Origin of the sequence: Pseudomonas sp. PDM26 (genome assembly GCF_019219185.1) — a bacterium.
Taxonomy (GTDB): Bacteria; Pseudomonadota; Gammaproteobacteria; order Pseudomonadales; family Pseudomonadaceae; genus Aquipseudomonas.
In genome coordinates this window covers 205,096-224,491 of sequence record NZ_JAHUWC010000011.1, presented here as the reverse complement: position 1 = coordinate 224,491, position 19,396 = coordinate 205,096, and the positions used below count along the sequence as shown (strand labels likewise).

Sequence of the window (19,396 nt, the reverse complement as noted above, 5' to 3'; positions counted from 1 at the left end):
GCGGGTAGAACTATGGTGACTGAAGTGGTTATGGGTGATCGGCACGACTATGTGGCCCTCGAATGGGTCAAGGGCGAGATTGCCGAAACGCTGAAACAGGCTCATCACGCGATCGAAAACCTGCTCGATGACCCGCAGGCGACGCAAGCGCTGGATGATTGCCTTTCGTGCATCCATCAGGTCCACGGCAGTTTGCAGATGGTCGAGTTCTACGGCGCGGCGTTGCTCGCCGAAGAAATGGAACAATTGGCCATGGCCTTGCAGGACAACCGTGTCAGCCATCGCGACGAGGCGTTGCACCTGTTGATGCAGGCCCTGGGGCAGCTGCCGATCTACCTCGACCGGGTGCAAGGCGCGCGTCGCGACTTGCCTCTGGTGGTGTTGCCACTGATCAACGACCTGCGCAGCGCCCGTGGCGAAAGCCTGCTGTCGGAAACCAGCCTGTTCAGCCCGCAATTGCCCGAGTTACCAGCGCTGGACGCAGAAACGCTGGCACAACTGGAGCCGGCCGAATTGCCCAGTGTGCTGCGCAAGCTGCGGCAGATGCTGCAAATGGCTCTAGTCGGGTTCCTGCGTGAACAGGACAATGACACCAGCCTCGATTACCTGGCCAAGGTCTTCACCCGACTCGAAGCACTGTGCGCCAATGCACCCCTGAGCCCGTTATGGCAGGTGGCATCGGCGCTGGTCGAAGGCATGCAGGGCGGTGCGATTGCCAACAGCCCGGCCTTGCGCAGCCTGTTCAGGGATGCCGACATGGAACTCAAGCGTCTCCTCGAACAAGGCATTCAAGGCATCAACCAACCGGCGCCGCCGGAGCTGCTCAAGAGTTTGCTGTTCTACATTGCAAAGGCCGAACATCCCACCGGGCAGATGCTGACCATGAAAGAACGCTACTCACTGGACGACGCGCTGCCCGACAGCGCGATGGTCGATGAAGAACGCGCGCGGCTGGCCGGTCCCGACCGTGACGCCATGCGCTCGGTGCTGGCCGCGCTGTGCGAAGAGCTGGTGCGGGTCAAGGAACGTCTGGATCTGTTCGTGCGCAGTGACCGCCAGCACACCTCTGACCTCGAGAGCCTGCTGGCCCCGCTGCGGCAAATCGCCGACACCCTGGCGGTCCTGGGCTTCGGCCAGCCGCGCAAGGTGATCATCGATCAATTGGCGGTGGTGCTCAGCCTCGCCCAGGGCCAGCGCGAACCCAACGATGCCATCCTCATGGACGTTGCCGGGGCCTTGCTGTACGTCGAAGCGACGCTGGCCGGCATGGTCGGTACCGTGGAACCGGAGAGCCAGGATGACAATCGTCTGCCGACCACCGACCTGACGCAGATCCATCAGATCGTGATCAAGGAGGCCCGCATCTGTTTGCAGCAGGCCAAGGACATGATCGTCGACTACATCGACGCCGATTGGGATCGCCAGCATTTGCAGGCGCTGCCGGCCTTGCTGACCCAGGTGCGCGGCGCGCTGGCGATGATTCCGCTGGGCCGGGCGGCGAGCCTGGTCGAAACCTGCAACCACTTTATCCGCGAGCACCTGTTGCTCGAACCGGGTCAGCCGGAATGGCAGGAACTGGACAGCCTGGCCGACGTGATCACCAGCGTCGAGTACTACCTCGAGCGCCTCAGCGATGACCCGCAAGCGCAGGGTGAAAACCTGCTCGATGTCGCGGAAAAAAGCCTGGCCAGCCTCGGGTTTTTCCCCAGTGAGCAGCATGTGCCAGTGCTTGATGATGCGCTCAACCCGACCGAAGCGCAGGTCATGCAAATGATGCAGGAGCTGGATGATCCGCAGGTCGTTCAGACCCTGGCCGATGTGCTTGCCAGCCCGGTTTCGAGCCTGAACCCACCCGCCCTGAACACTCCGGGCAGCCTGCTGCCGCCGCCAGCAGGTGAAGAGCCGGTGGACGAGGAACTGCGTGAGGTGTTCCTCGAAGAAACCGACGAAGTCCTGGAGATCCTGCGCGAGTACTTGCCGCGCTGGTCGGTCAACCCTGACAACCGCTCGGCCCTGAGTGAGCTGCGCCGTGCCTTCCATACCCTCAAGGGCAGTGGCCGCATGGTGCGCGCCCTGGTGCTGGGCGAGCTGGCCTGGGCCGTGGAAAACCTGCTCAATCGCGTACTGGAAGGCAGCGTGGAGCCGGGTGCTGCGGTGCAGCAACTGATCGGCGATGTGCTGCAGCTGCTTCCGGAGCTGGTGGCTGAATATGCCGCCAATGCCCAGCGCCAGCGCAGCGATGTCGATCAATTGGCTGCCCACGCCCATGCCCTGGCCAAGGGCGATGAGCCGGTGTCCGATGAGGATACGCAGGATGTCGCGGCCCTCGACCCGCTGTTGCTGGAGATCTTCCGCAAAGAGGCCGAAACCCACTTGGGCAGCCTCAATCGCTTCCTTGATCAGGCCGCCGAACATGTGCCGTTGCCGGCCAGCGACGAATTGCAGCGCGCCTTGCACACCCTCAAGGGCAGTGCATCCATGGCCGGCGTGTTGCCGATTGCCGAACTGGCCGCACCGCTGGATCAACTGGCCCGGGAATACAAGGCGCACCTGATCGCACTGGATCTGGATGAAGTCGAATTGCTGCTGGAAGCTGAAGGGTTGTTTCGCCTCGGCTTGCGCCAGCTCAAGACTGATCCGCTGGCGGAAATTCCCGGCGCCCGGGGTTTGACCGAGCGCGCCAGGGCGCTGCTGGCCGAGCGTCTGGAAAACCTTCTGAACACGCCGAACACCGGGCTGCGGATCAAGCGCGATCCGCAACTGATCAACAACTTCCTCGCCCAGGGCATGGACATCCTGCTGGACGCCGAAAGCCTGTTGCAGCGTTGGCAGCAACACCCTGGCGAACGTCAGGAACTCAGCGCACTGCTGGACGAATTGACCACCCTCGGCGAAGGCGCCCATCTGGCCGACCTGCACCCGGTGGATGAGCTGTGCGAAGCGTTGCTCGACCTGTACGGGGCCGTGGAAGAAAGCAGCCTGGCCGTCAGCGAGCGGTTTTTCCATGAGGCACAGGGTGCCCACGAAGCGCTGATCAACATGCTCGACGAACTGGCTGCGGGCCAGGAAGTCAGCCCGCAACCGCAACGGATCAGGGCCTTGCGCGAACTGCTCGACGAGAGCCTTGACCCGTCGGCCATGGGCCTGATCCGCAGCGATGGCAGCCGTAGCCTGAGCATCCGTGAATTGGGCAGCGCCACTGCGGAGCTTGAGCGCACGCTACCCCCTGTAGGAGCGAGCTCGCTCGCGATGGACTCAAATGCGCCGCACTTATCCAATGACAACGCGTCATCGTTAACGCCCATCGCGAGCGAGCTCGCTCCTACAGGAGAGGGGCGCGAGCTGGATGCGGAAATCGTTGCGATCTTCCTTGAAGAAGCGGTGGATATCCTTGAAAGCGCCGGTCAGGCCTTGCAGCGTTGGTTGCGCGACCCGGACAACGCCGCGCCGCTGTCGTCCCTGCAACGGGATTTGCACACCCTCAAGGGCGGCGCACGCATGGCCGAGATCGGGCCGGTCGGCGATCTGGCCCATGAACTGGAAAGCCTTTACCAGGGCCTGGTGGACCGTCGTTATGCCTTCAGTGATTCACTGGCGGTGCTGCTCAAACAGAGCCATGAGCGACTGGCGTTGTACCTTGAACAGTTGCAGCCCAACCAGCCACTGGACGATTCCCGTGAGCTGATCGAAGCCATGCGTGCCTACCGCCGAGATCATGCGGGCGGCACCGAGACGGCCCGGCAGGCGACTGATAGCGACTCGGCCGGGCACGATCCGGAATTGCTGGAGATCTTCCTCGAGGAAGGTTTCGACATCATCGAAAGCTCCGGGGCGGCGCTGGAGCGCTGGCAGGCCCAGCCTTCGAATCGGCAGGAAGTGGAAACCCTGCTGCGCGACCTGCACACCCTCAAGGGCGGCGCGCGTATGGTGGAAATCGCCGCGATTGGTGATCTGGCCCATGAACTGGAGTTCCTCTACGAAGGCCTGTCCACCGGCGTGTTGCAAGCGACGGAGCCGTTGTTCGCGCTGTTGCAACGCAGCCATGACCGCCTGGCGCAGATGCTCGACGCGGCCCGTGCCGGTGAGCCGATGCCGCCTGCCGACCGTTTGATCGATGCGATCAGGAACTTCAGCCACCCGGCCGTGCCTGAAGCCCCCGCGCCGATTGCTCCGCCGGCCACGTCCAAGGCCGAGCCGCTGGCGCCACCGTCCGATGCCGGCACCGACATGGTCAAGGTCTCGGCGGAGTTGCTCGACGATCTGGTCAACCTGGCCGGTGAAACATCGATCTTCCGTGGCCGGATCGAACAGCAGGTCAACGACGCGCACATCGCCCTGAATGAGATGGAGACCACCATCGAGCGCATGCGCGACCAGTTGCGCCGCCTCGACACCGAAACCCAGGGGCGGATTCTCAGCCGCCAGCAAGTCGACGCCGAACGCCTGGGCTACGAAGAGTTCGACCCACTGGAAATGGACCGCCACTCTCAGTTGCAGCAGTTGTCCCGGGCGCTGTTCGAATCGGCCTCTGACTTGCTCGACCTCAAGGAAACCCTCGAGCGACGCAATCAGGACACGGAAAACCTGCTGCAACAGCAGGGCCGCATCAACACCGAATTGCAGGAAGGCCTGATGCGCACGCGCATGGTGCCGTTCGAACGCATGCTCCCGCGTTTGCAGCGCATCGTCCGGCAGGTGTCCAGCGAACTGGGCAAGGACGTGGACTTCATTGTCGATAACGCCGAAGGCGAGATGGATCGCAACGTTCTCGAACGCATGGCCGCGCCGCTGGAACACATGCTGCGCAACGCCGTCGATCATGGCCTGGAGTCCGTCGAAGCGCGGCTCGCGGCGGGGAAACCGGCCAAGGGCAAGATCACCCTCGATCTGCTGCGCGAAGGGGGCGACATCATTTTCGACATCCGCGACGACGGCGCCGGTGTGCCGCTGGACGCGGTGCGGCGCAAGGCGATCAAGCGCGGCCTGCTCGCCCCGGACAGTGTCATCAGTGATCACGACGTGTTGCAGTTCATCCTGCAACCGGGGTTTTCCACCGCCGAAAAAATCACCCAGATCTCCGGGCGCGGCGTCGGCATGGACGTGGTGCACGAAGAGGTGCGGCAACTGGGCGGCACCATGAGCATCGACTCGGTGCCGGGGCAGGGCGTGCATTTCCGCATTCGCCTGCCGTTCACCGTATCGGTCAACCGGGCGTTGATGGTGCAGTGCGGAGAGGACCAATACGCAATCCCGCTCAATACCATCGATAGCATCGTTCGTGTCCTGCCCAATGAACTCGAAGGGTATTTCCGTTTCGATTCGCCGACCTACGAATACGCCGGACAACGTTACGAGCTGTGCTACCTGGGTGAGTTGCTGAAAACCAGCCCGCGCCCGAAGCTGTTGGGCCAGAGCCTGCCATTGCCGGTACTGCTGGTGCAGTGCAATGAGCGGCACATCGCGGTGCTGGTGGACGCCATGGCCGGTACTCGCGAAATCGTGGTCAAGAGCCTGGGGCCGCAGTTTGCGGCGGTGCAAGGGGTGTCCGGGGCAACGATTCTCGGAGACGGCCGGGTGGTGCTGATTCTGGATTTGCTGGCGCCGATCCGCGCCATGCAGGCCCGAGTGCCCCAGCGTCCGGCGGGGCAAGAAGTCGAGGCCGAACCGCATCGGCCGTTGCTGGTGATGGTGGTCGACGACTCGGTCACCGTGCGCAAGGTCACCAGCCGCTTGCTCGAACGCCACGGCATGAACGTGCTGACCGCCAAGGATGGAGTCGATGCCATGCTGCTGCTGGAAGAACACGTGCCCGACCTGATGCTGCTGGACATCGAGATGCCGCGCATGGATGGCTTCGAAGTCGCGACCCAGGTGCGCAGTGACGAACGTCTGCGACACCTGCCGATCATCATGATCACCTCCCGCACCGGACAGAAACACCGCGACCGCGCCATGGCCATCGGCGTCAACGACTACCTTGGCAAGCCGTATCAGGAATCGGTGCTGCTCGAAAGCATCGCCTTGTGGAGCAAGACCCATGCTTGAGCACCGCACCAGCAACCTCACCGGCCTGCTGCTGCCATTGGCCGACCGCAGCCTGATCCTGCCCAACGTCGCCGTTGCCGAGCTGATCGACTACCAGCAGCCGGGGACCTTCGACCTGGACACACCGCCGTGGTACCTGGGCCTGGTGATGTGGCGCGACCGGCAGATTCCGCTGCTGAGTTTCGAGTCGGCCTGCGCGCAGAAAGTCGTCATCGGCGAACGTGCGCGGATCGTGATCCTCAACGCTCTCGGCGGGCGCCCCGAGCTGAAATTCATTGCGCTGCTGGTGCAGGGGATTCCGCGCTCTTGCAAGCTCGACAGCCAGTTGAGTTATGTGGATGTGCCGTTGTGTGCGCTGGAGCAGGCGGCGGTGCAGGTGGGCGAGCAGGTGGCCAAGGTGCCGGATCTGTTGGCGCTGGAGGAGTTGTTGGTGGATGCCGGGTTGATCGACTGATCCCGATTTTTGTGTTGATGGTGTTGACGCCTTCGCTGGCAAGCCAGCTCCTACAGGGTTTTGTGTGCACCGCAGAGCCATTGTAGGAGCGGGCTTGCCCGCGAAGGCGTCAGTTCTGACAACCATTAACCTGAGCGTAACGATCCACCACTCTGCTTGATTGATACGCTACGGCCAACACTTCTAAGGTAGCTCCACGACAGCGAACCCGTGGAGTGGTCATGACAACAACAATATCCCCCGACTCGCGATGGACGCGGCGGCGCAGCGAAAAGCAGCGGCGCCTCGAGCTGGTGCGAGGGCTTGCCGATGGCGTGGTGTTGCCCACCGACAACATCGTCGCGGCGCTGGAGGCCTTGATCCTGCCTGGCGACCGCGTGGTGCTCGAAGGCAATAACCAGAAGCAGGCGGATTTCCTCTCGCGCTCTCTGGCCAAGGCCGATCCCGCAAAGCTGCATGACCTGCACATGATCATGCCCAGCGTCGGGCGCTCCGAGCACCTGGACCTGTTCGAGCGCGGCATCGCCCGCAAGCTCGACTTCTCTTTCGCCGGCACCCAAAGCCTGCGCATCAGCCAGTTGCTCGAAGACGGCCTGCTGGAAATCGGCGCGATCCACACCTACATCGAACTTTACGCACGGCTGGTGGTGGACCTGATTCCCAACGTCGTGTTGTCGGCCGGGTTCATGGCCGACCGCGCGGGCAACATCTACACCGGGCCGAGCACCGAAGACACCCCGGCACTGATCGAGCCGGCGGCCTTCAGCGACGGCATCGTCATCGTTCAGGTCAACCAATTGGTGGACGACGTCAGCGACCTGCCGCGTGTAGACATTCCCGCCTCCTGGGTCGACTTCGTGGTGGTGGCGGACAAGCCGTTCTATATCGAACCGCTGTTCACCCGCGATCCACGGCACATCAAGCCTGTGCACGTGCTGATGGCGATGATGGCGATCCGCGGCATCTACGAAAAACACAATGTGCAGTCGCTCAACCACGGTATCGGTTTCAATACTGCGGCCATCGAACTGATCCTGCCGACCTACGGCGAGTCCCTCGGCCTCAAAGGCAAGATCTGCCGCAACTGGACGCTCAACCCGCACCCGACCCTGATCCCGGCAATTGAAAGTGGCTGGGTCGAAAGCGTGCATTGCTTCGGCACCGAACTGGGGATGGAAAACTACATTGCGGCGCGGCCGGATGTGTTCTTTACCGGGCGCGACGGCTCCCTGCGTTCCAATCGGATGTTCAGCCAACTGGCCGGGCAATACGCCGTGGACCTGTTCATCGGCGCGACTTTGCAAGTCGATGGCGACGGTCATTCTTCCACCGTGACGCGCGGACGCCTGGCCGGTTTCGGCGGGGCTCCGAACATGGGCCATGACCCGCGCGGTCGTCGTCACGGTACGCCGGCCTGGCTCGATATGCGCAACACCGATGTGGCCGAGCCCATGCTCGAACGCGGTAAAAAGCTCGTGGTGCAGATGGTCGAAACCTTCCAGGAGGGTGGCAAACCGACTTTTGTTGAAACCCTCGATGCGGTCGATGTGGCGAAGAAAAGCGGTATGCCACTGGCGCCGATCATGGTCTATGGCGACGACGTCACCCACCTGCTGACTGAAGAAGGCATCGCCTACCTGTATAAGGCGCGCTCGCTGGAAGAGCGCCAGGCGATGATCGCCGCGGTCGCCGGGGTAACCGCCATCGGCCTGCGCCACAACCCAAAAGACACTGCACGCATGCGCCGCGAAGGCCTGATTGCCTTGCCCGAAGACCTCGGCATCCGCCGCACCGACGCCACCCGCGAACTGCTCGCGGCGAAAAGCGTGGCCGATCTGGTGGAGTGGTCCGGTGGCCTCTACAACCCGCCCGCCAAGTTCAGGAGCTGGTAATGCACGCACTTAACCTGCAACCAAAAAACCTGAGCCTGGCCGAACGGCTGGCGGACCTGGCGGTGGACGCGCTGATCGACGAAGCGGATCTGTCGCCGAAACCGGCACTGGTCGACCGTCGCGGCAATGGCGCCCACACCGATTTACACCTGGGGCTGATGCACGCTTCGGCGTTGTCGTTGTGGCCGGCTTTTAAAGAAATGGCTGAAGCAGCCATCGAGTTCGGCGAAGTCGGGCTGCCGCTGCGCGAAGCCGTGGGCCGTATCGGTCGTGAAGGCGAGCAAGCGATGCTCGACACCACTGGCGGGGTGAACACCCATCGTGGGGCGATCTGGGCCTTGGGCCTGTTGGTCACTGCCGTGGCGCTGGAACCTCAATCCTGCAGTGCCAATAGCGTAGCGATACGTGCTGCGCGGCTGGCCTTGCTCGACGACTGTTTTGCACCACGTCCGCTCAGTCACGGTGCGCAAGTCGCCCAACGCTATGGCGCTCGCGGTGCTCGTGAAGAAGCGCAACTCGGTTTTCCGGCGGTGACCCAACGTGCCCTGCCACAACTTCTTCGCAGCCGCGCCGCCGGTCATGGCGAACACAACGCCCGGCTCGATGCACTCTTGGCGATCATGACGAATCTGGCCGACACCTGCGTGCTTTACCGCGCAGGCGAAGAGGGCCTGAACACCATGCAACTGGGTGCCCGGGCGGTGCTCGATGCCGGTGGCAGTGCCAGCCTCGGCGGACGTCGCCGCCTGCATGAGCTGGACCAACAACTCATCGCGTTGAATGCCTCGCCCGGCGGCGCTGCCGACCTGCTCGCAGCCTGCCTGTTCATCGACCGTATCGCGTCTGGCGACGGCCTCATCCAGGGAGTGTTTTGATGGAAACCTTATCCTTTGAATTCCCCGCCGGGCAGCCGCCACGCGGTCGCACCCTGGTGGGTTGTGTCGGCTCGGGCGATCTGGAAGTGCTGATCGAGCCGGGTCAGGCCGGCAAGCTGACAATCAATGTGCAGACCTCGGTCAATGGCAGTGAACAACGCTGGCAGCATCTGTTCGCACGGATGTTCGACGGCCAGACGCCACCGGCCATGGATATCGATATCCACGATTTCGGCGCGACACCCGGCGTGGTGCGTCTGCGTCTGGAGCAAGGCTTCGAGGAGATCGGCCATGACTGACAGCGCATCCCTGCTCAATAAGCACAGTTTCGTCGAACTCGGTGCGCGGCAACGGGCCAAGGCGTTGCTCGACGTCGGCACCTTCCGCGAACTGCTCGATCCCTTTCAACGGATCATGTCGCCGTGGCTGTCGCGCCAGGGTGTGGTGCCGCAAGCCGACGACGGCGTGGTGATCGCCAAGGGTAATCTCGATGGTTTGCCGGTGGTGATCGCGGCCATCGAAGGCGCATTCCAGGGCGGCAGCCTCGGTGAAGTCGGCGGAGCAAAAATTGCCGGCGCACTGGAACTGGCCGCCGAAGACAACCGCAACGGCATCCCGACCCGCGCCGTGCTGCTGCTGGAAACCGGCGGCGTGCGCTTGCAGGAAGCCAACCTCGGCCTGGCGGCCATTGCCGACATCCACGCGGCGATTGTCGATTTGCAGCAGTACCAACCCGTGGTCGGGGTGGTGACGGGCAGCGTCGGTTGCTTTGGCGGCATGTCGATTGCCGCCGGGTTGTGCAGCTACCTGTTGGTGACCCAGGAAGCGCGGCTTGGCCTGAACGGTCCGCAGGTGATCGAACAGGAAGCCGGACTCGAAGAGTACGACTCCCGCGACCGGCCCTTCATCTGGAGCCTGACCGGTGGTGAACAGCGTTTCGCCAGTGGTCTGGTGGATCGTTACGTGGATGACGATGTGGCGCAGATTCGCCAACAGGTGGCTGAGTTGCTCCAGCAGGGTTTGCCTGCACGGCCGCGCAGCCGGCAGGCCGAGTTGTTCCTGCAACGCCTGGCGCGTCTGGACGCCGAATCGCAAATCGAGCCGTCCGTGGTTCGCGATCTGTACCAAGGAGAACGCCCATGAGTCCGTATTCCCTGCGTGGTTTGAACTGGTTCAACGCCTTGAGTGCCGGTGCGAAAGCAGTCGAAGGCTTGCCGGCTTCGCTGAAGGTCGCGGACGGTTCGCTGGGCGATCAGCCTGTGCGTTTCATCGCGGTGGTGGCTGACCCGGAAAACCGCTTCGTCCGTGCCCGCAACGGCGAAGTGGGTTTGCTCGAAGGCTGGGGCCTGGCCAAGGCTGTGGATGAAGTCATTGCGGCCGATCAGAACAAGGCACGCAAACGCGCTCTGATCGCCATCGTCGACGTGCCGAGCCAGGCTTACGGTCGACGCGAGGAAGCCCTCGGTATCCATCAGGCGCTGGCCGCTGCGGCGGACAGTTATGCCCGTGCCCGTCTCGCTGGTCATGCGGTGATCGGTCTGCTGGTGGGCAAGGCGATGTCCGGGGCGTTTCTGGCCCACGGCTATCAGGCCAATCGCTTGATCGCCCTGCGCGATCCGGGGGTGATGGTGCACGCCATGGGCAAGGCGTCGGCGGCGCGGGTGACCTTGCGCAGCGTCGAAGAGCTCGAAGCCCTGGCTGCGAGCGTGCCGCCGATGGCCTATGACATCGACAGCTATGCCAGCCTCGGGTTGCTGTGGGAAACCTTGTCAGTGGAACAGATCGAGCAGCCGACCGCTGCGGATATGGCGCGAGTGACCGAGTGCCTGGGTCAGGCGATGGGCGATATCGCTGAGAAGGGTACAGATCTCAGTGGTCGTCTCGGTGCGGCCAATCGTGCGGCGTCGAGCAAGGTTCGCCAATTGCTGAGAGCGCAGTGGTGAGTACGCTACTGGCCCATGACCTGCTGTGGGGCATGACCCCGCAGCAGTTGCCGACGGATGCGCCTGCGTGGGTAACCGAGTCGATCAGTGCTGGTCAACCGGTGGTGGTCCGTCGCGCCTTGAGCGCGGCGGGGCAGGTGGCGGTGGGCGTGCGCGGGTCGTTGCGCGAACAGCGATTTGCGACGGTGATGGAAGTCTCCGCCATTACGCGGCAGGTGCGGCCGGAAGAACTCTGCCATGTTCAAGGCCAGCGCGATTTCCCGGCGCTGCGGGCCTTGGAGCAACTGCGCTCGTACCTCGATGACAGTGGTTGGGTCTGGGGTGTCAGCGGCAGCGCCGGGTTCGAGTTGGCCAGTGGATTTTCCGCTTTGCACGCGGGCAGCGATCTCGATCTGATCCTGCGTACGCCGCGCCCGTTGAGTCGTGTCGACGCTCAGGCGCTGGTGGCCATTCTTGATACCGCCGTGTGCCACGTGGACCTGCAATTGCAGACACCGTCGGGCGCCGTCGCCTTGCGCGAATGGGCCGGTGCTTCGTCGCGGGTCCTGCTGAAAAATGCCATTCAAGCCACTCTGGTTACTGACCCGTGGAATCCACAGGAGCAAGCAGCGTGAGCAGCTTGCTGGTGTTCCCCGGCCAGGGCGCGCAACAACCCGGGATGCTGGCGCGTTTGCCTCGGGAAACATTGAACGAAGCGAGCGACCTGCTCGGCGAAGATGTGACGCAGCTAGATTCTGCCGAGGCGTTGCAGTCGACGAGGGCGGTTCAGCTTTGCCTGCTGATCGCCGGTGTCGCCGCTTCACGTCAGCTGGCCATGGCCCCGGACTACGTGGCCGGCTTGTCGATCGGCGCTTACCCGGCAGCGGTGGTGGCTGGTGCCTTGGGTTTCAGCGATGCGTTGCATCTGGTCAGCCTGCGCGGCGAACTGATGCAGCAGGCTTATCCACAGGGCTACGGCATGACCGCGATCATCGGTCTGGACCTGGCCACGGTGGAAGGATTGCTGGCCCGGGTGCACTGCGTAGAAATGCCGGTTTATCTGGCCAATATCAACGCCGATAACCAAGTGGTGATTGCCGGTAGCGACGCGGCGATGAAAGCGGTGGCAGAGTTGGCGAAAGGTTGCGGAGCAGGCTTGGCCAAGCGTCTGGCAGTGAGCGTGCCGTCCCACTGCCCATTGCTTGAGGCGCCCGCGCTACGGTTGGCCGAAGCCTTCGCCAAGGTGCCGCTGCAGACCCCGAAGATCGGCTACCTGAGCGGCAGTCGTGCGCGTCCGCTGATCAAGCCTGAAGCCCTGCGTGACGACCTGGCCTTCAACATGTGCCGCATCGTCGATTGGCGCGGCACGGTACAAAGCGCTTACGAGCGTGGCGTACGTCTACAGATCGAACTGCCGCCCGGTGCGGTGCTGACCGGGCTGGCGCGCCGGGTGTTCGAGCAGGGCACCGTGATTGCCTTCGACGGTGCACGGCTCGATACCTTGCAGGCGCTGATGCGTGAGGAGGGAAGCCGTCACTCTTAAATCACCCGGCTTAAGGCTTCGAACAACAAAAACAACATTCGAAATGCACTTTGAGGACTACAACAATGATTATTTACGGTGTGGCGCTGTTGGCGATCTGTACGCTGGCAGGGGTGATCATGGGTGACATGCTCGGTGTGTTGCTGGGAGTGAAGTCAAACGTCGGCGGTGTCGGGATCGCGATGATTCTGCTGATTTGCGCTCGGTTGTGGATGCACAAGCGTGGCGGCATGACCAAGGATTGCGAGCTGGGCGTCGGCTTCTGGGGCGCGATGTACATCCCGGTGGTGGTGGCGATGGCGGCGCAACAAAACGTGGTCACGGCGCTGCATGGTGGTCCGGTGGCGGTGTTGGCGGCGATAGGATCGGTGGTGATCTGCGGCTGCACCATTGCCCTGATCAGCCGGACCCATAAAGGCGAACCCTTGCCTGATGAACCGGTGGATGTAACGCCAGTTGGCGCACCGGCAGGAGGTCGCTGATATGTGGGATCTCATCAAGAACGGTCTGGAACACAACGGTCTGGTCACCGCATTCGCCTTTGTCGGCGTGATCATGTGGGTGTCGGTCATTCTTTCCAAACGCCTGACCTTCGGACGTATTCACGGTTCGGCGATTGCCATCGTCATCGGCCTGGTACTGGCCTGGGTCGGCGGCACAATGACCGGCGGGCAAAAAGGCTTGGCGGACTTGACGCTGTTTTCCGGCATCGGGCTGATGGGCGGCGCCATGTTGCGGGACTTCGCCATCGTTGCCACGGCATTCGAGGTGCAGGCCACGGAAGCGAAAAAGGCCGGCTTGATCGGTGTGATCGCGCTGCTATTGGGCACGGTACTGCCGTTTATTGTCGGCGCGTGCATGGCCTGGGCCTTCGGTTATCGCGATGCGGTGAGCATGACCACCATTGGCGCCGGTGCGGTGACTTACATCGTCGGGCCAGTGACCGGTGCGGCAATCGGTGCGACTTCGGATGTGATGGCGCTGTCGATTGCCACCGGCCTGATCAAGGCGATTCTGGTGATGGTGGGTACGCCGATGGCGGCGCGCTGGATGGGCCTGGACAATCCGCGCTCGGCGATGGTGTTCGGTGGGCTGGCCGGCACCGTGAGCGGCGTGACCGCCGGTTTGGCGGCAACGGATCGGCGCCTGGTGCCTTATGGCGCGTTGACCGCGACCTTCCACACCGGGCTGGGCTGCTTGTTGGGGCCTTCGCTGTTGTTCTTCATAGTTCGCGGGATTGTTGGGTAGTCCAGTGACCGCTGTTTGTGGCGAGGGAGCTTGCTCCCGCTGGGCTGCGTAGCAGCCCTGAAACCTACCACCGAGATGAGTCAGGTAAATCCGGTGGCCTGATTTTGCGGGCGCTTCGCACCCGAACGGGAGCAAGCTCCCTCGCCACAAGGGCTCCGTCAGACCTGCCGATTGGCATACATCCGACACTCCGCCAGCAACGCCAGCAGATTCGGATCACGCTCCTTGGCCTTCAGGAACACTACGCCAATGTGCTGCTGCAAGCGGTACTTTTCCTGCAGCGGGATCAGCTTCACCCGGTTCTCGTACACCGCCGCAATCCGCCCCGGCAGCAACGCATAACCCACGCCCGAACTGACCATGCTCAGCAGGGTGAAGATGTCGTTGACCTGCATCGCCACCTTCGGCTCGAACCCTGCCTGCTCGAATACCCGCTTGCCGTCCTGATGGGTGGCGAAGCCCTGGGTCAGGGTGATGAAGGTTTCGTCGCGGACCTCGGCCAGGTCGACTTCGGTGCGCTGGGCAAACTTCGAATCGGCGGGCGTGGCGAGGAAGATGTCGTCGGAAAACAGCGGGATCTGCTCGCAATCCGGATCGTTGACGGTGTCGTCCAGCGACACCAGGGCCGCATCGACTTCCATGTTCTTGAGCTTGTAGAGCAGGTCGATATTGGAGCCCAGTATCAGGTCGATGTTGAGCTCGCTGCGGCGGATCTTCAGGCCCATGATCAGTTGCGGCACGGTCTTCACTGTCAGCGAATAGAGTGAACCCAACTTGAAGCGTTCGGCCGAGAACCCGGCGGCCTCGCGGGTCAGGCGCACGCTTTCAACCACGTCCTGAATCAGCTTCTGCGCCCGCTCTTCCAGCACATAAGCGCTTTCCAGCGGCGTCAGGCTGCGGCCTTCGTGCTTGAACAAGGGGCAGCGCAGGGCGCTTTCCAGGGAATGGATCGCCCGATGCACGCTGACGTTGCTGGTCTGCAACTCGGCAGCGGCCCGCGCCAGGTTGCCGGTGCGCATGAAGGCCAGGAACACCTCGAGTTTTTTCAGGGTCAACTCTTCATCGATCAGCATGGGGCGGACTCTTTCTGGAATGACTCGATTGTGCCCAATTACGCCGGGCCCGTCGTACAGAAACATTGCGCTTTTACGCTTGAAGCCTGAGCCTTGCGCTCTGCGGCAATGAACTTCGAGGTGAGCAACGCATGTATCACGGGGAAAGACTGAACGCCTGGACGCATCTGGTTGGGGCAGTGGCGGCATTTATCGGCGGGGTGTGGCTGATTGTGCTGGCCAGTCTCGACGGCAGCCCGTGGAAGATTGTCAGCATGGCGATCTACGCCTTTACCTTGCTGGTGCTTTACAGCGCATCGACCGTGTACCACAGCGTACGCGGGCGCAAGAAAGCGATCATGCAGAAGGTCGATCACTTTTCGATCTACCTGTTGATCGCCGGCAGCTATACGCCGTTCTGCCTGGTGACCCTGCGCGGGCCGTGGGGCTGGACGTTGTTCGGGATTGTCTGGGGGCTGGCGCTGATCGGCATCCTGCAAGAGATCAAGCCGCGTTCGGAAGCACGCATTCTGTCGATCGTGATTTATGCGGTGATGGGCTGGATCGTGCTGGTGGCGGTCAAGCCGCTGCTCGCGGCGCTGGGCGGCGCCGGATTTGCGTGGCTGGCATCAGGCGGGGTGTTGTACACCGTCGGGATTATCTTTTTTGCCCTGGACGACCGGCTGCGCCATGCCCACGGGATCTGGCATCTGTTCGTCATCGCCGGGAGCCTGCTGCACTTTGTGGCGATTTTCTTTTATGTGCTTTAAGGCTGTACCGGAACCAGGCGATCCAGCTGCTCCCGGGCTCGACGGCTGAATACCTGCAACAGGTCGTTCAAGGTGTGGGGCGGTGGTTCGGCGGCGCGGGTCACTGCGTACAGGGTGATGGGCAGCGGCGGTGTCAGAGGGCGGATCGTTGTGCTGGCGCAAGAGGCGCCAAGGGCGGTGAACGGATCGATCACCGCCAGGCCCGCGCCGGATTCCACCATCGCCCGTGCCAGTGAGTAGGTTTGCACGGCGATGCGTACCCGCGGCGGCGGTTCGACCGCTTCCAGGTAACTGTCGAGTCGCGCGGCCAGCGGATCGGCGCTGGATAAACCGATCAGCGGCGCATCCGCCAGCGCCATCAGCGGCAACGGTTTACCCGCCTCTTCCTGAGGCCAGTAACCACTCGGCGCCAGCGCCACCAGCACGCCGGACGCCAGCGCCTGGGCCTTGAGCCCCGGGTGATCCGGGCGTTGCAGGGTCAGGGCGACATCCACTTCGCGCATCAACAGGTTCTGCACCAGTTCGCGACTGTGGGCGCTGGAGAGTTCGCAAACGATGTCCGGGTAACGCCCGGTCCACTCGTGTATGGCCGGCGGCAGCAATGACAGGGCTAGTGCCGGGGTGGCACCGATGCGCAGGCTGTGGCCAGGTTCGCGGCGCAGGCTCTGCGCCAGGCGTCGCACGCCTTGCAGGCTTTCACTGACCTTGTCCACTTCGCGCTCCAGCTCCAGCGCTTCCGGCGTCGCCTGCAACTTGCCGCGCACCCGCAGGAACAGCGGAAAACCCAATTGCTGCTCGGCGTGCTGCAACACCTTGCTCACCGCTGGCTGTGAGACGTGCAGCAATTGCGCGGCAGCGCTGATCGATCCGGTCTGGCGGATGGCCTGGAAAATTTCGATATGGCGAAGGCGCATGGCAAGTCCATAACCTTTGTTTATGGGCTTGCCATCTTTATGCATTGTTCAACGTCTGTCACCTGGCTCTAACCTTGGCCTTGTCTTCACAACGGTTTTAGGGACGGACATGGCTCAGCATGTGTGCATCATCGGTGGCGGCGTGATTGGCCTGGCAACGGCCTATGCGCTGGTGCGCGACGGCTTCGAGGTGACGGTGGTCGAGGCACGGGACTCGCTGGGCAGCGAAACCAGCTTCGCCAACGGCGGCCAGTTGTCCTATCGCTATGTCGCGCCCCTGGCCGACGCCGGTGTGCCTTGGCAAGCCATCGGCTGGATGCTGCGCGGCGATTCACCGCTAAAGCTGCGCCCGCGCTTCGACCCGGCCCAGTGGCGCTGGATGGCGGCGTTCCTCGGCGCCTGCCGCCGCTCGGTCAACCGCGAGAACGCCGCGCACTTGCTGCGCCTGGCGCTGCTCAGCCAGGACACCTTGAAGTCCTGGCGCGAGGACGATGGATTGGCGGGATTCCAGTGGCGGCGCAATGGCAAACTGGTGACTTTCCGCCAGAACAGCAGCTTCGAACATGCGCGCCAGGGCCTGGCCGACCCGCAGCAACAGCAGGTGTTGTCGCCGGCCGAATGCGCGCAGCTGGAACCGGCGTTGACCGATGCGCCCTTTGTCGGGGCGATCTACACCCCGGACGAAGAGGTCGGCGATTGCCATGGTTTCTGCCAGCAACTGGCCGCACGACTGAAGGCGTCCGGCCGTTGCGAGTTTCTCCTCGGGCAAGCGGTGACCGGCATTCGCCACAGCAACGGCAGCGTCAACGCCATCGAACTGGGCGAGCACATGCTGCCGGTCGATCAACTGGTGATCGCGGCCGGTCACCGCAGCCCGCTGTTGGCACTGCCCGGGCTGCAACTGCCGCTTTATCCGCTCAAGGGCTACAGCCTGACCGTGCCGATCGGCGCCGGTCACCGGGCACCGGACGTGAGCATCACCGACTATGACCGCAAGATCGTCTACGCCCGCATCGGCGAGCAATTGCGCGTGGCGGCGATGGTCGACATCGTCGGCTTCGACCCTGCGCTGGACCCCAAACGCCTGGCACTGATCAAGCGCCAGGCCCATGACACCTTTCCAAATGCCGGCGCCTACGACGAAGCCGTCGAGTGGGCCGGCATGCGCCCGGCCACCCCCAGCGGCGTGCCGTTGCTCGGTGCGACGGCGTATCGCAATCTGTGGCTCAACCTCGGCCACGGTGCGCTGGGCTTCACCCTGGCATGCGGCAGCGGGCGCTTGCTCAGCGAGCTGATCGGCGAGCGCGAGCCTTCCATCGACCTGCTCGGTTTCAACCACCGGGCCGCCTGAACAGCGATTTCTGAAGAGGACATTGCAATGACCATTACTCGACTGCACAGCAACCCGCGCCTGTCCGGCGCCGTGACCTTTGGCGACCTGGTGTTTCTCTCCGGGCAGGTGCCGGGCGATGCCCTGGATGCCGGCGGCCAGACCCGCGAAGTGCTGGAGAAAATCGATACATTGCTGGCCGAGGCGGGCAGCGACAAGGATCATCTGCTCAGCGCGACCATTTACTTGAAGAACATCACCACGGATTTCGCCGCGATGAACGAGGTCTGGTCAGCCTGGCTGTCGCCGGGGCAGGCGCCGAGCCGCACCACCGTGCAGGCCGAACTGGCCCGCCCGCAGGTGCTGGTGGAAATCACCGTCATCGCTGCACGCGTCTGATAAACCAACACCCACAACGGAGAATAACAATGCAAAAAATCACGTTGCTCGCTTGTACGCTAGGCCTGTTGCTCGGCAGTCAGGTTCAGGCCAATGAAGCGCCGCTGACCGGCACCCTGAGCAAGATCGCCAGCGCCAACAGCATCACCCTGGGCTATCGCGATGCTTCGGTGCCGTTCTCCTACGTGGGTGATCACAGCGGCAAGCCAATGGGTTACTCGGTGGATCTGGCGGGCAAGATCGTCGAGCGCATCCAGCAGCAACTGGCGCTACCGGACTTGCAGGTGAAGTACAACCTGGTGACCTCGCAGACCCGCATTCCACTGGTGCAGAACGGTACCGTGGACCTGGAGTGCGGCTCCACCGGCGTAACCGCCGAACGGCAGAAGCAGGTGGCGTTCTCCTACGGTTTCATCTACGTCAAAGGCCAGTTGCTGACTGCGAAGGACAGCGGGATCAAGAGCTTCGCCGACCTGCGCGGCAAGAACGTGGTGACCACCGCCGGCACCACCAACGAGCGCTTCCTGAAAAGCTACAGCGTCGATCACAAGATCGACATGTTCGTGATCAGCGCCAAGGACCACGGCGAAGCCTTCCAGATGTTGCAGTCGGGCCGGGCGGTGGCGTTCTACATGGACGACGCGCTGCTCTACGGCGAGCGCGCCAAGGCCAATGACCCGCACAAGTGGGTGGTGGTCGGGGAGGAGCAATCGCGGGAGATCTACAGCTGCATGGTACGCAAGGACGATCCGCAGTTCCTGGCGCTGGTCAACGGCGCGTTGGCGGATCTGTACAGCTCGGGCGAGATCAACGGCATCTACAAACGCTGGTTCGAGCAACCGATCCCGCCGAAGGGTTTGAACCTCGAGTTCCCGATGACCAGCGAACTCAAGGCGATCATTGCCAAACCGGTGAGTGATCCGGTGCAGTAAATGCAAAAGATCGCAGCCTG

At 62.9% G+C, this 19,396-nt stretch carries 17 protein-coding genes; 15 read left to right on the top strand and 2 right to left on the bottom strand.

Features of this window, described 5'->3' with window-relative positions; all coding sequences use genetic code 11:
* Positions 1-30 precede the first annotated feature (30 nt).
* The 11 genes from KW849_RS21705 to madM all read left to right on the top strand — a co-directional run bounded on the left by KW849_RS21705 (position 31) and on the right by madM (position 13,979).
* Complete coding sequence (locus KW849_RS21705; protein ID WP_218431246.1) at positions 31-6,045, top strand: Hpt domain-containing protein; 6,015 nt, start codon at positions 31-33, stop codon at positions 6,043-6,045.
* Entirely contained in the window at positions 6,038-6,499 is a 462-nt protein-coding gene (locus tag KW849_RS21700) for a chemotaxis protein CheW (protein ID WP_218431205.1), read from the top strand. Before KW849_RS21705 ends, KW849_RS21700 begins: the two co-directional genes overlap by 8 nt.
* A 221-nt stretch (positions 6,500-6,720) precedes the next feature.
* A complete protein-coding gene (gene mdcA, locus KW849_RS21695; protein ID WP_116579621.1) occupies positions 6,721-8,391 on the top strand; it encodes a malonate decarboxylase subunit alpha in 1,671 nt (556 codons plus the stop codon).
* Positions 8,391-9,266, top strand: coding sequence for a triphosphoribosyl-dephospho-CoA synthase (locus KW849_RS21690; protein ID WP_218431204.1), 876 nt, complete (start codon positions 8,391-8,393; stop codon positions 9,264-9,266). The genes mdcA and KW849_RS21690 overlap by 1 nt, the downstream gene beginning before the upstream one ends.
* Positions 9,266-9,565, top strand: a complete 300-nt coding sequence (locus KW849_RS21685) for a malonate decarboxylase subunit delta (protein WP_007975424.1) — start codon at positions 9,266-9,268, stop codon at positions 9,563-9,565. The genes KW849_RS21690 and KW849_RS21685 overlap by 1 nt, the downstream gene beginning before the upstream one ends.
* Entirely contained in the window at positions 9,558-10,409 is an 852-nt protein-coding gene (locus tag KW849_RS21680; RefSeq protein ID WP_218431203.1) for a biotin-independent malonate decarboxylase subunit beta, read from the top strand. Before KW849_RS21685 ends, KW849_RS21680 begins: the two co-directional genes overlap by 8 nt.
* A complete protein-coding gene (gene mdcE / locus KW849_RS21675) occupies positions 10,406-11,209 on the top strand; it encodes a biotin-independent malonate decarboxylase subunit gamma (RefSeq protein WP_218431202.1) in 804 nt (267 codons plus the stop codon). The genes KW849_RS21680 and mdcE overlap by 4 nt, the downstream gene beginning before the upstream one ends.
* The gene (locus KW849_RS21670; protein WP_218431201.1) at positions 11,203-11,823 is read left to right on the top strand and encodes a malonate decarboxylase holo-ACP synthase; all 621 of its coding nucleotides are present in this window, start codon (positions 11,203-11,205) and stop codon (positions 11,821-11,823) included. The genes mdcE and KW849_RS21670 overlap by 7 nt, the downstream gene beginning before the upstream one ends.
* Positions 11,820-12,731, top strand: coding sequence for a malonate decarboxylase subunit epsilon (gene mdcH, locus KW849_RS21665; RefSeq protein WP_218431200.1), 912 nt, complete (start codon positions 11,820-11,822; stop codon positions 12,729-12,731). Before KW849_RS21670 ends, mdcH begins: the two co-directional genes overlap by 4 nt.
* Positions 12,732-12,796: 65 nt before the next feature.
* Positions 12,797-13,213: a malonate transporter subunit MadL gene (gene madL, locus KW849_RS21660; RefSeq protein ID WP_160386103.1), complete on the top strand. Its 417-nt coding sequence runs from the start codon at positions 12,797-12,799 to the stop codon at positions 13,211-13,213.
* A gap of 1 nt (position 13,214) precedes the next feature.
* Positions 13,215-13,979: a malonate transporter subunit MadM gene (madM, locus tag KW849_RS21655; protein WP_218431199.1), complete on the top strand. Its 765-nt coding sequence runs from the start codon at positions 13,215-13,217 to the stop codon at positions 13,977-13,979.
* A 158-nt stretch (positions 13,980-14,137) separates the two neighbouring features.
* Here madM and KW849_RS21650 read toward each other — a convergent pair whose 3' ends face one another.
* Complete coding sequence (locus tag KW849_RS21650) at positions 14,138-15,052, bottom strand: LysR substrate-binding domain-containing protein (RefSeq protein ID WP_218431198.1); 915 nt, start codon at positions 15,050-15,052, stop codon at positions 14,138-14,140.
* Positions 15,053-15,183: 131 nt separating this feature from the next.
* Between KW849_RS21650 and KW849_RS21645 the strand changes: the two genes are divergently transcribed.
* Positions 15,184-15,801, top strand: coding sequence for a hemolysin III family protein (locus tag KW849_RS21645; RefSeq protein WP_218431197.1), 618 nt, complete (start codon positions 15,184-15,186; stop codon positions 15,799-15,801).
* Here KW849_RS21645 and KW849_RS21640 read toward each other — a convergent pair.
* Entirely contained in the window at positions 15,798-16,715 is a 918-nt protein-coding gene (locus KW849_RS21640) for a LysR family transcriptional regulator (protein ID WP_218431196.1), read from the bottom strand. The two genes, KW849_RS21645 and KW849_RS21640, sit on opposite strands and share 4 nt — an antisense overlap.
* Before the next feature lie 109 nt (positions 16,716-16,824).
* Here KW849_RS21640 and KW849_RS21635 point away from each other — a divergent pair, with 109 nt between their 5' ends.
* Genes KW849_RS21635 through KW849_RS21625 form a run of 3 tightly spaced genes read left to right on the top strand, consistent with a single transcriptional unit; the run spans position 16,825 to position 19,376 of the window.
* A complete protein-coding gene (locus KW849_RS21635; RefSeq protein WP_218431195.1) occupies positions 16,825-18,066 on the top strand; it encodes a D-amino acid dehydrogenase in 1,242 nt (413 codons plus the stop codon).
* Positions 18,067-18,093: 27 nt separating this feature from the next.
* Positions 18,094-18,444, top strand: coding sequence for a RidA family protein (locus KW849_RS21630; protein WP_218431194.1), 351 nt, complete (start codon positions 18,094-18,096; stop codon positions 18,442-18,444).
* Positions 18,445-18,473: 29 nt separating this feature from the next.
* A complete protein-coding gene (locus tag KW849_RS21625; RefSeq protein WP_218431193.1) occupies positions 18,474-19,376 on the top strand; it encodes a transporter substrate-binding domain-containing protein in 903 nt (300 codons plus the stop codon).
* Positions 19,377-19,396: the final 20 nt, after the last annotated feature.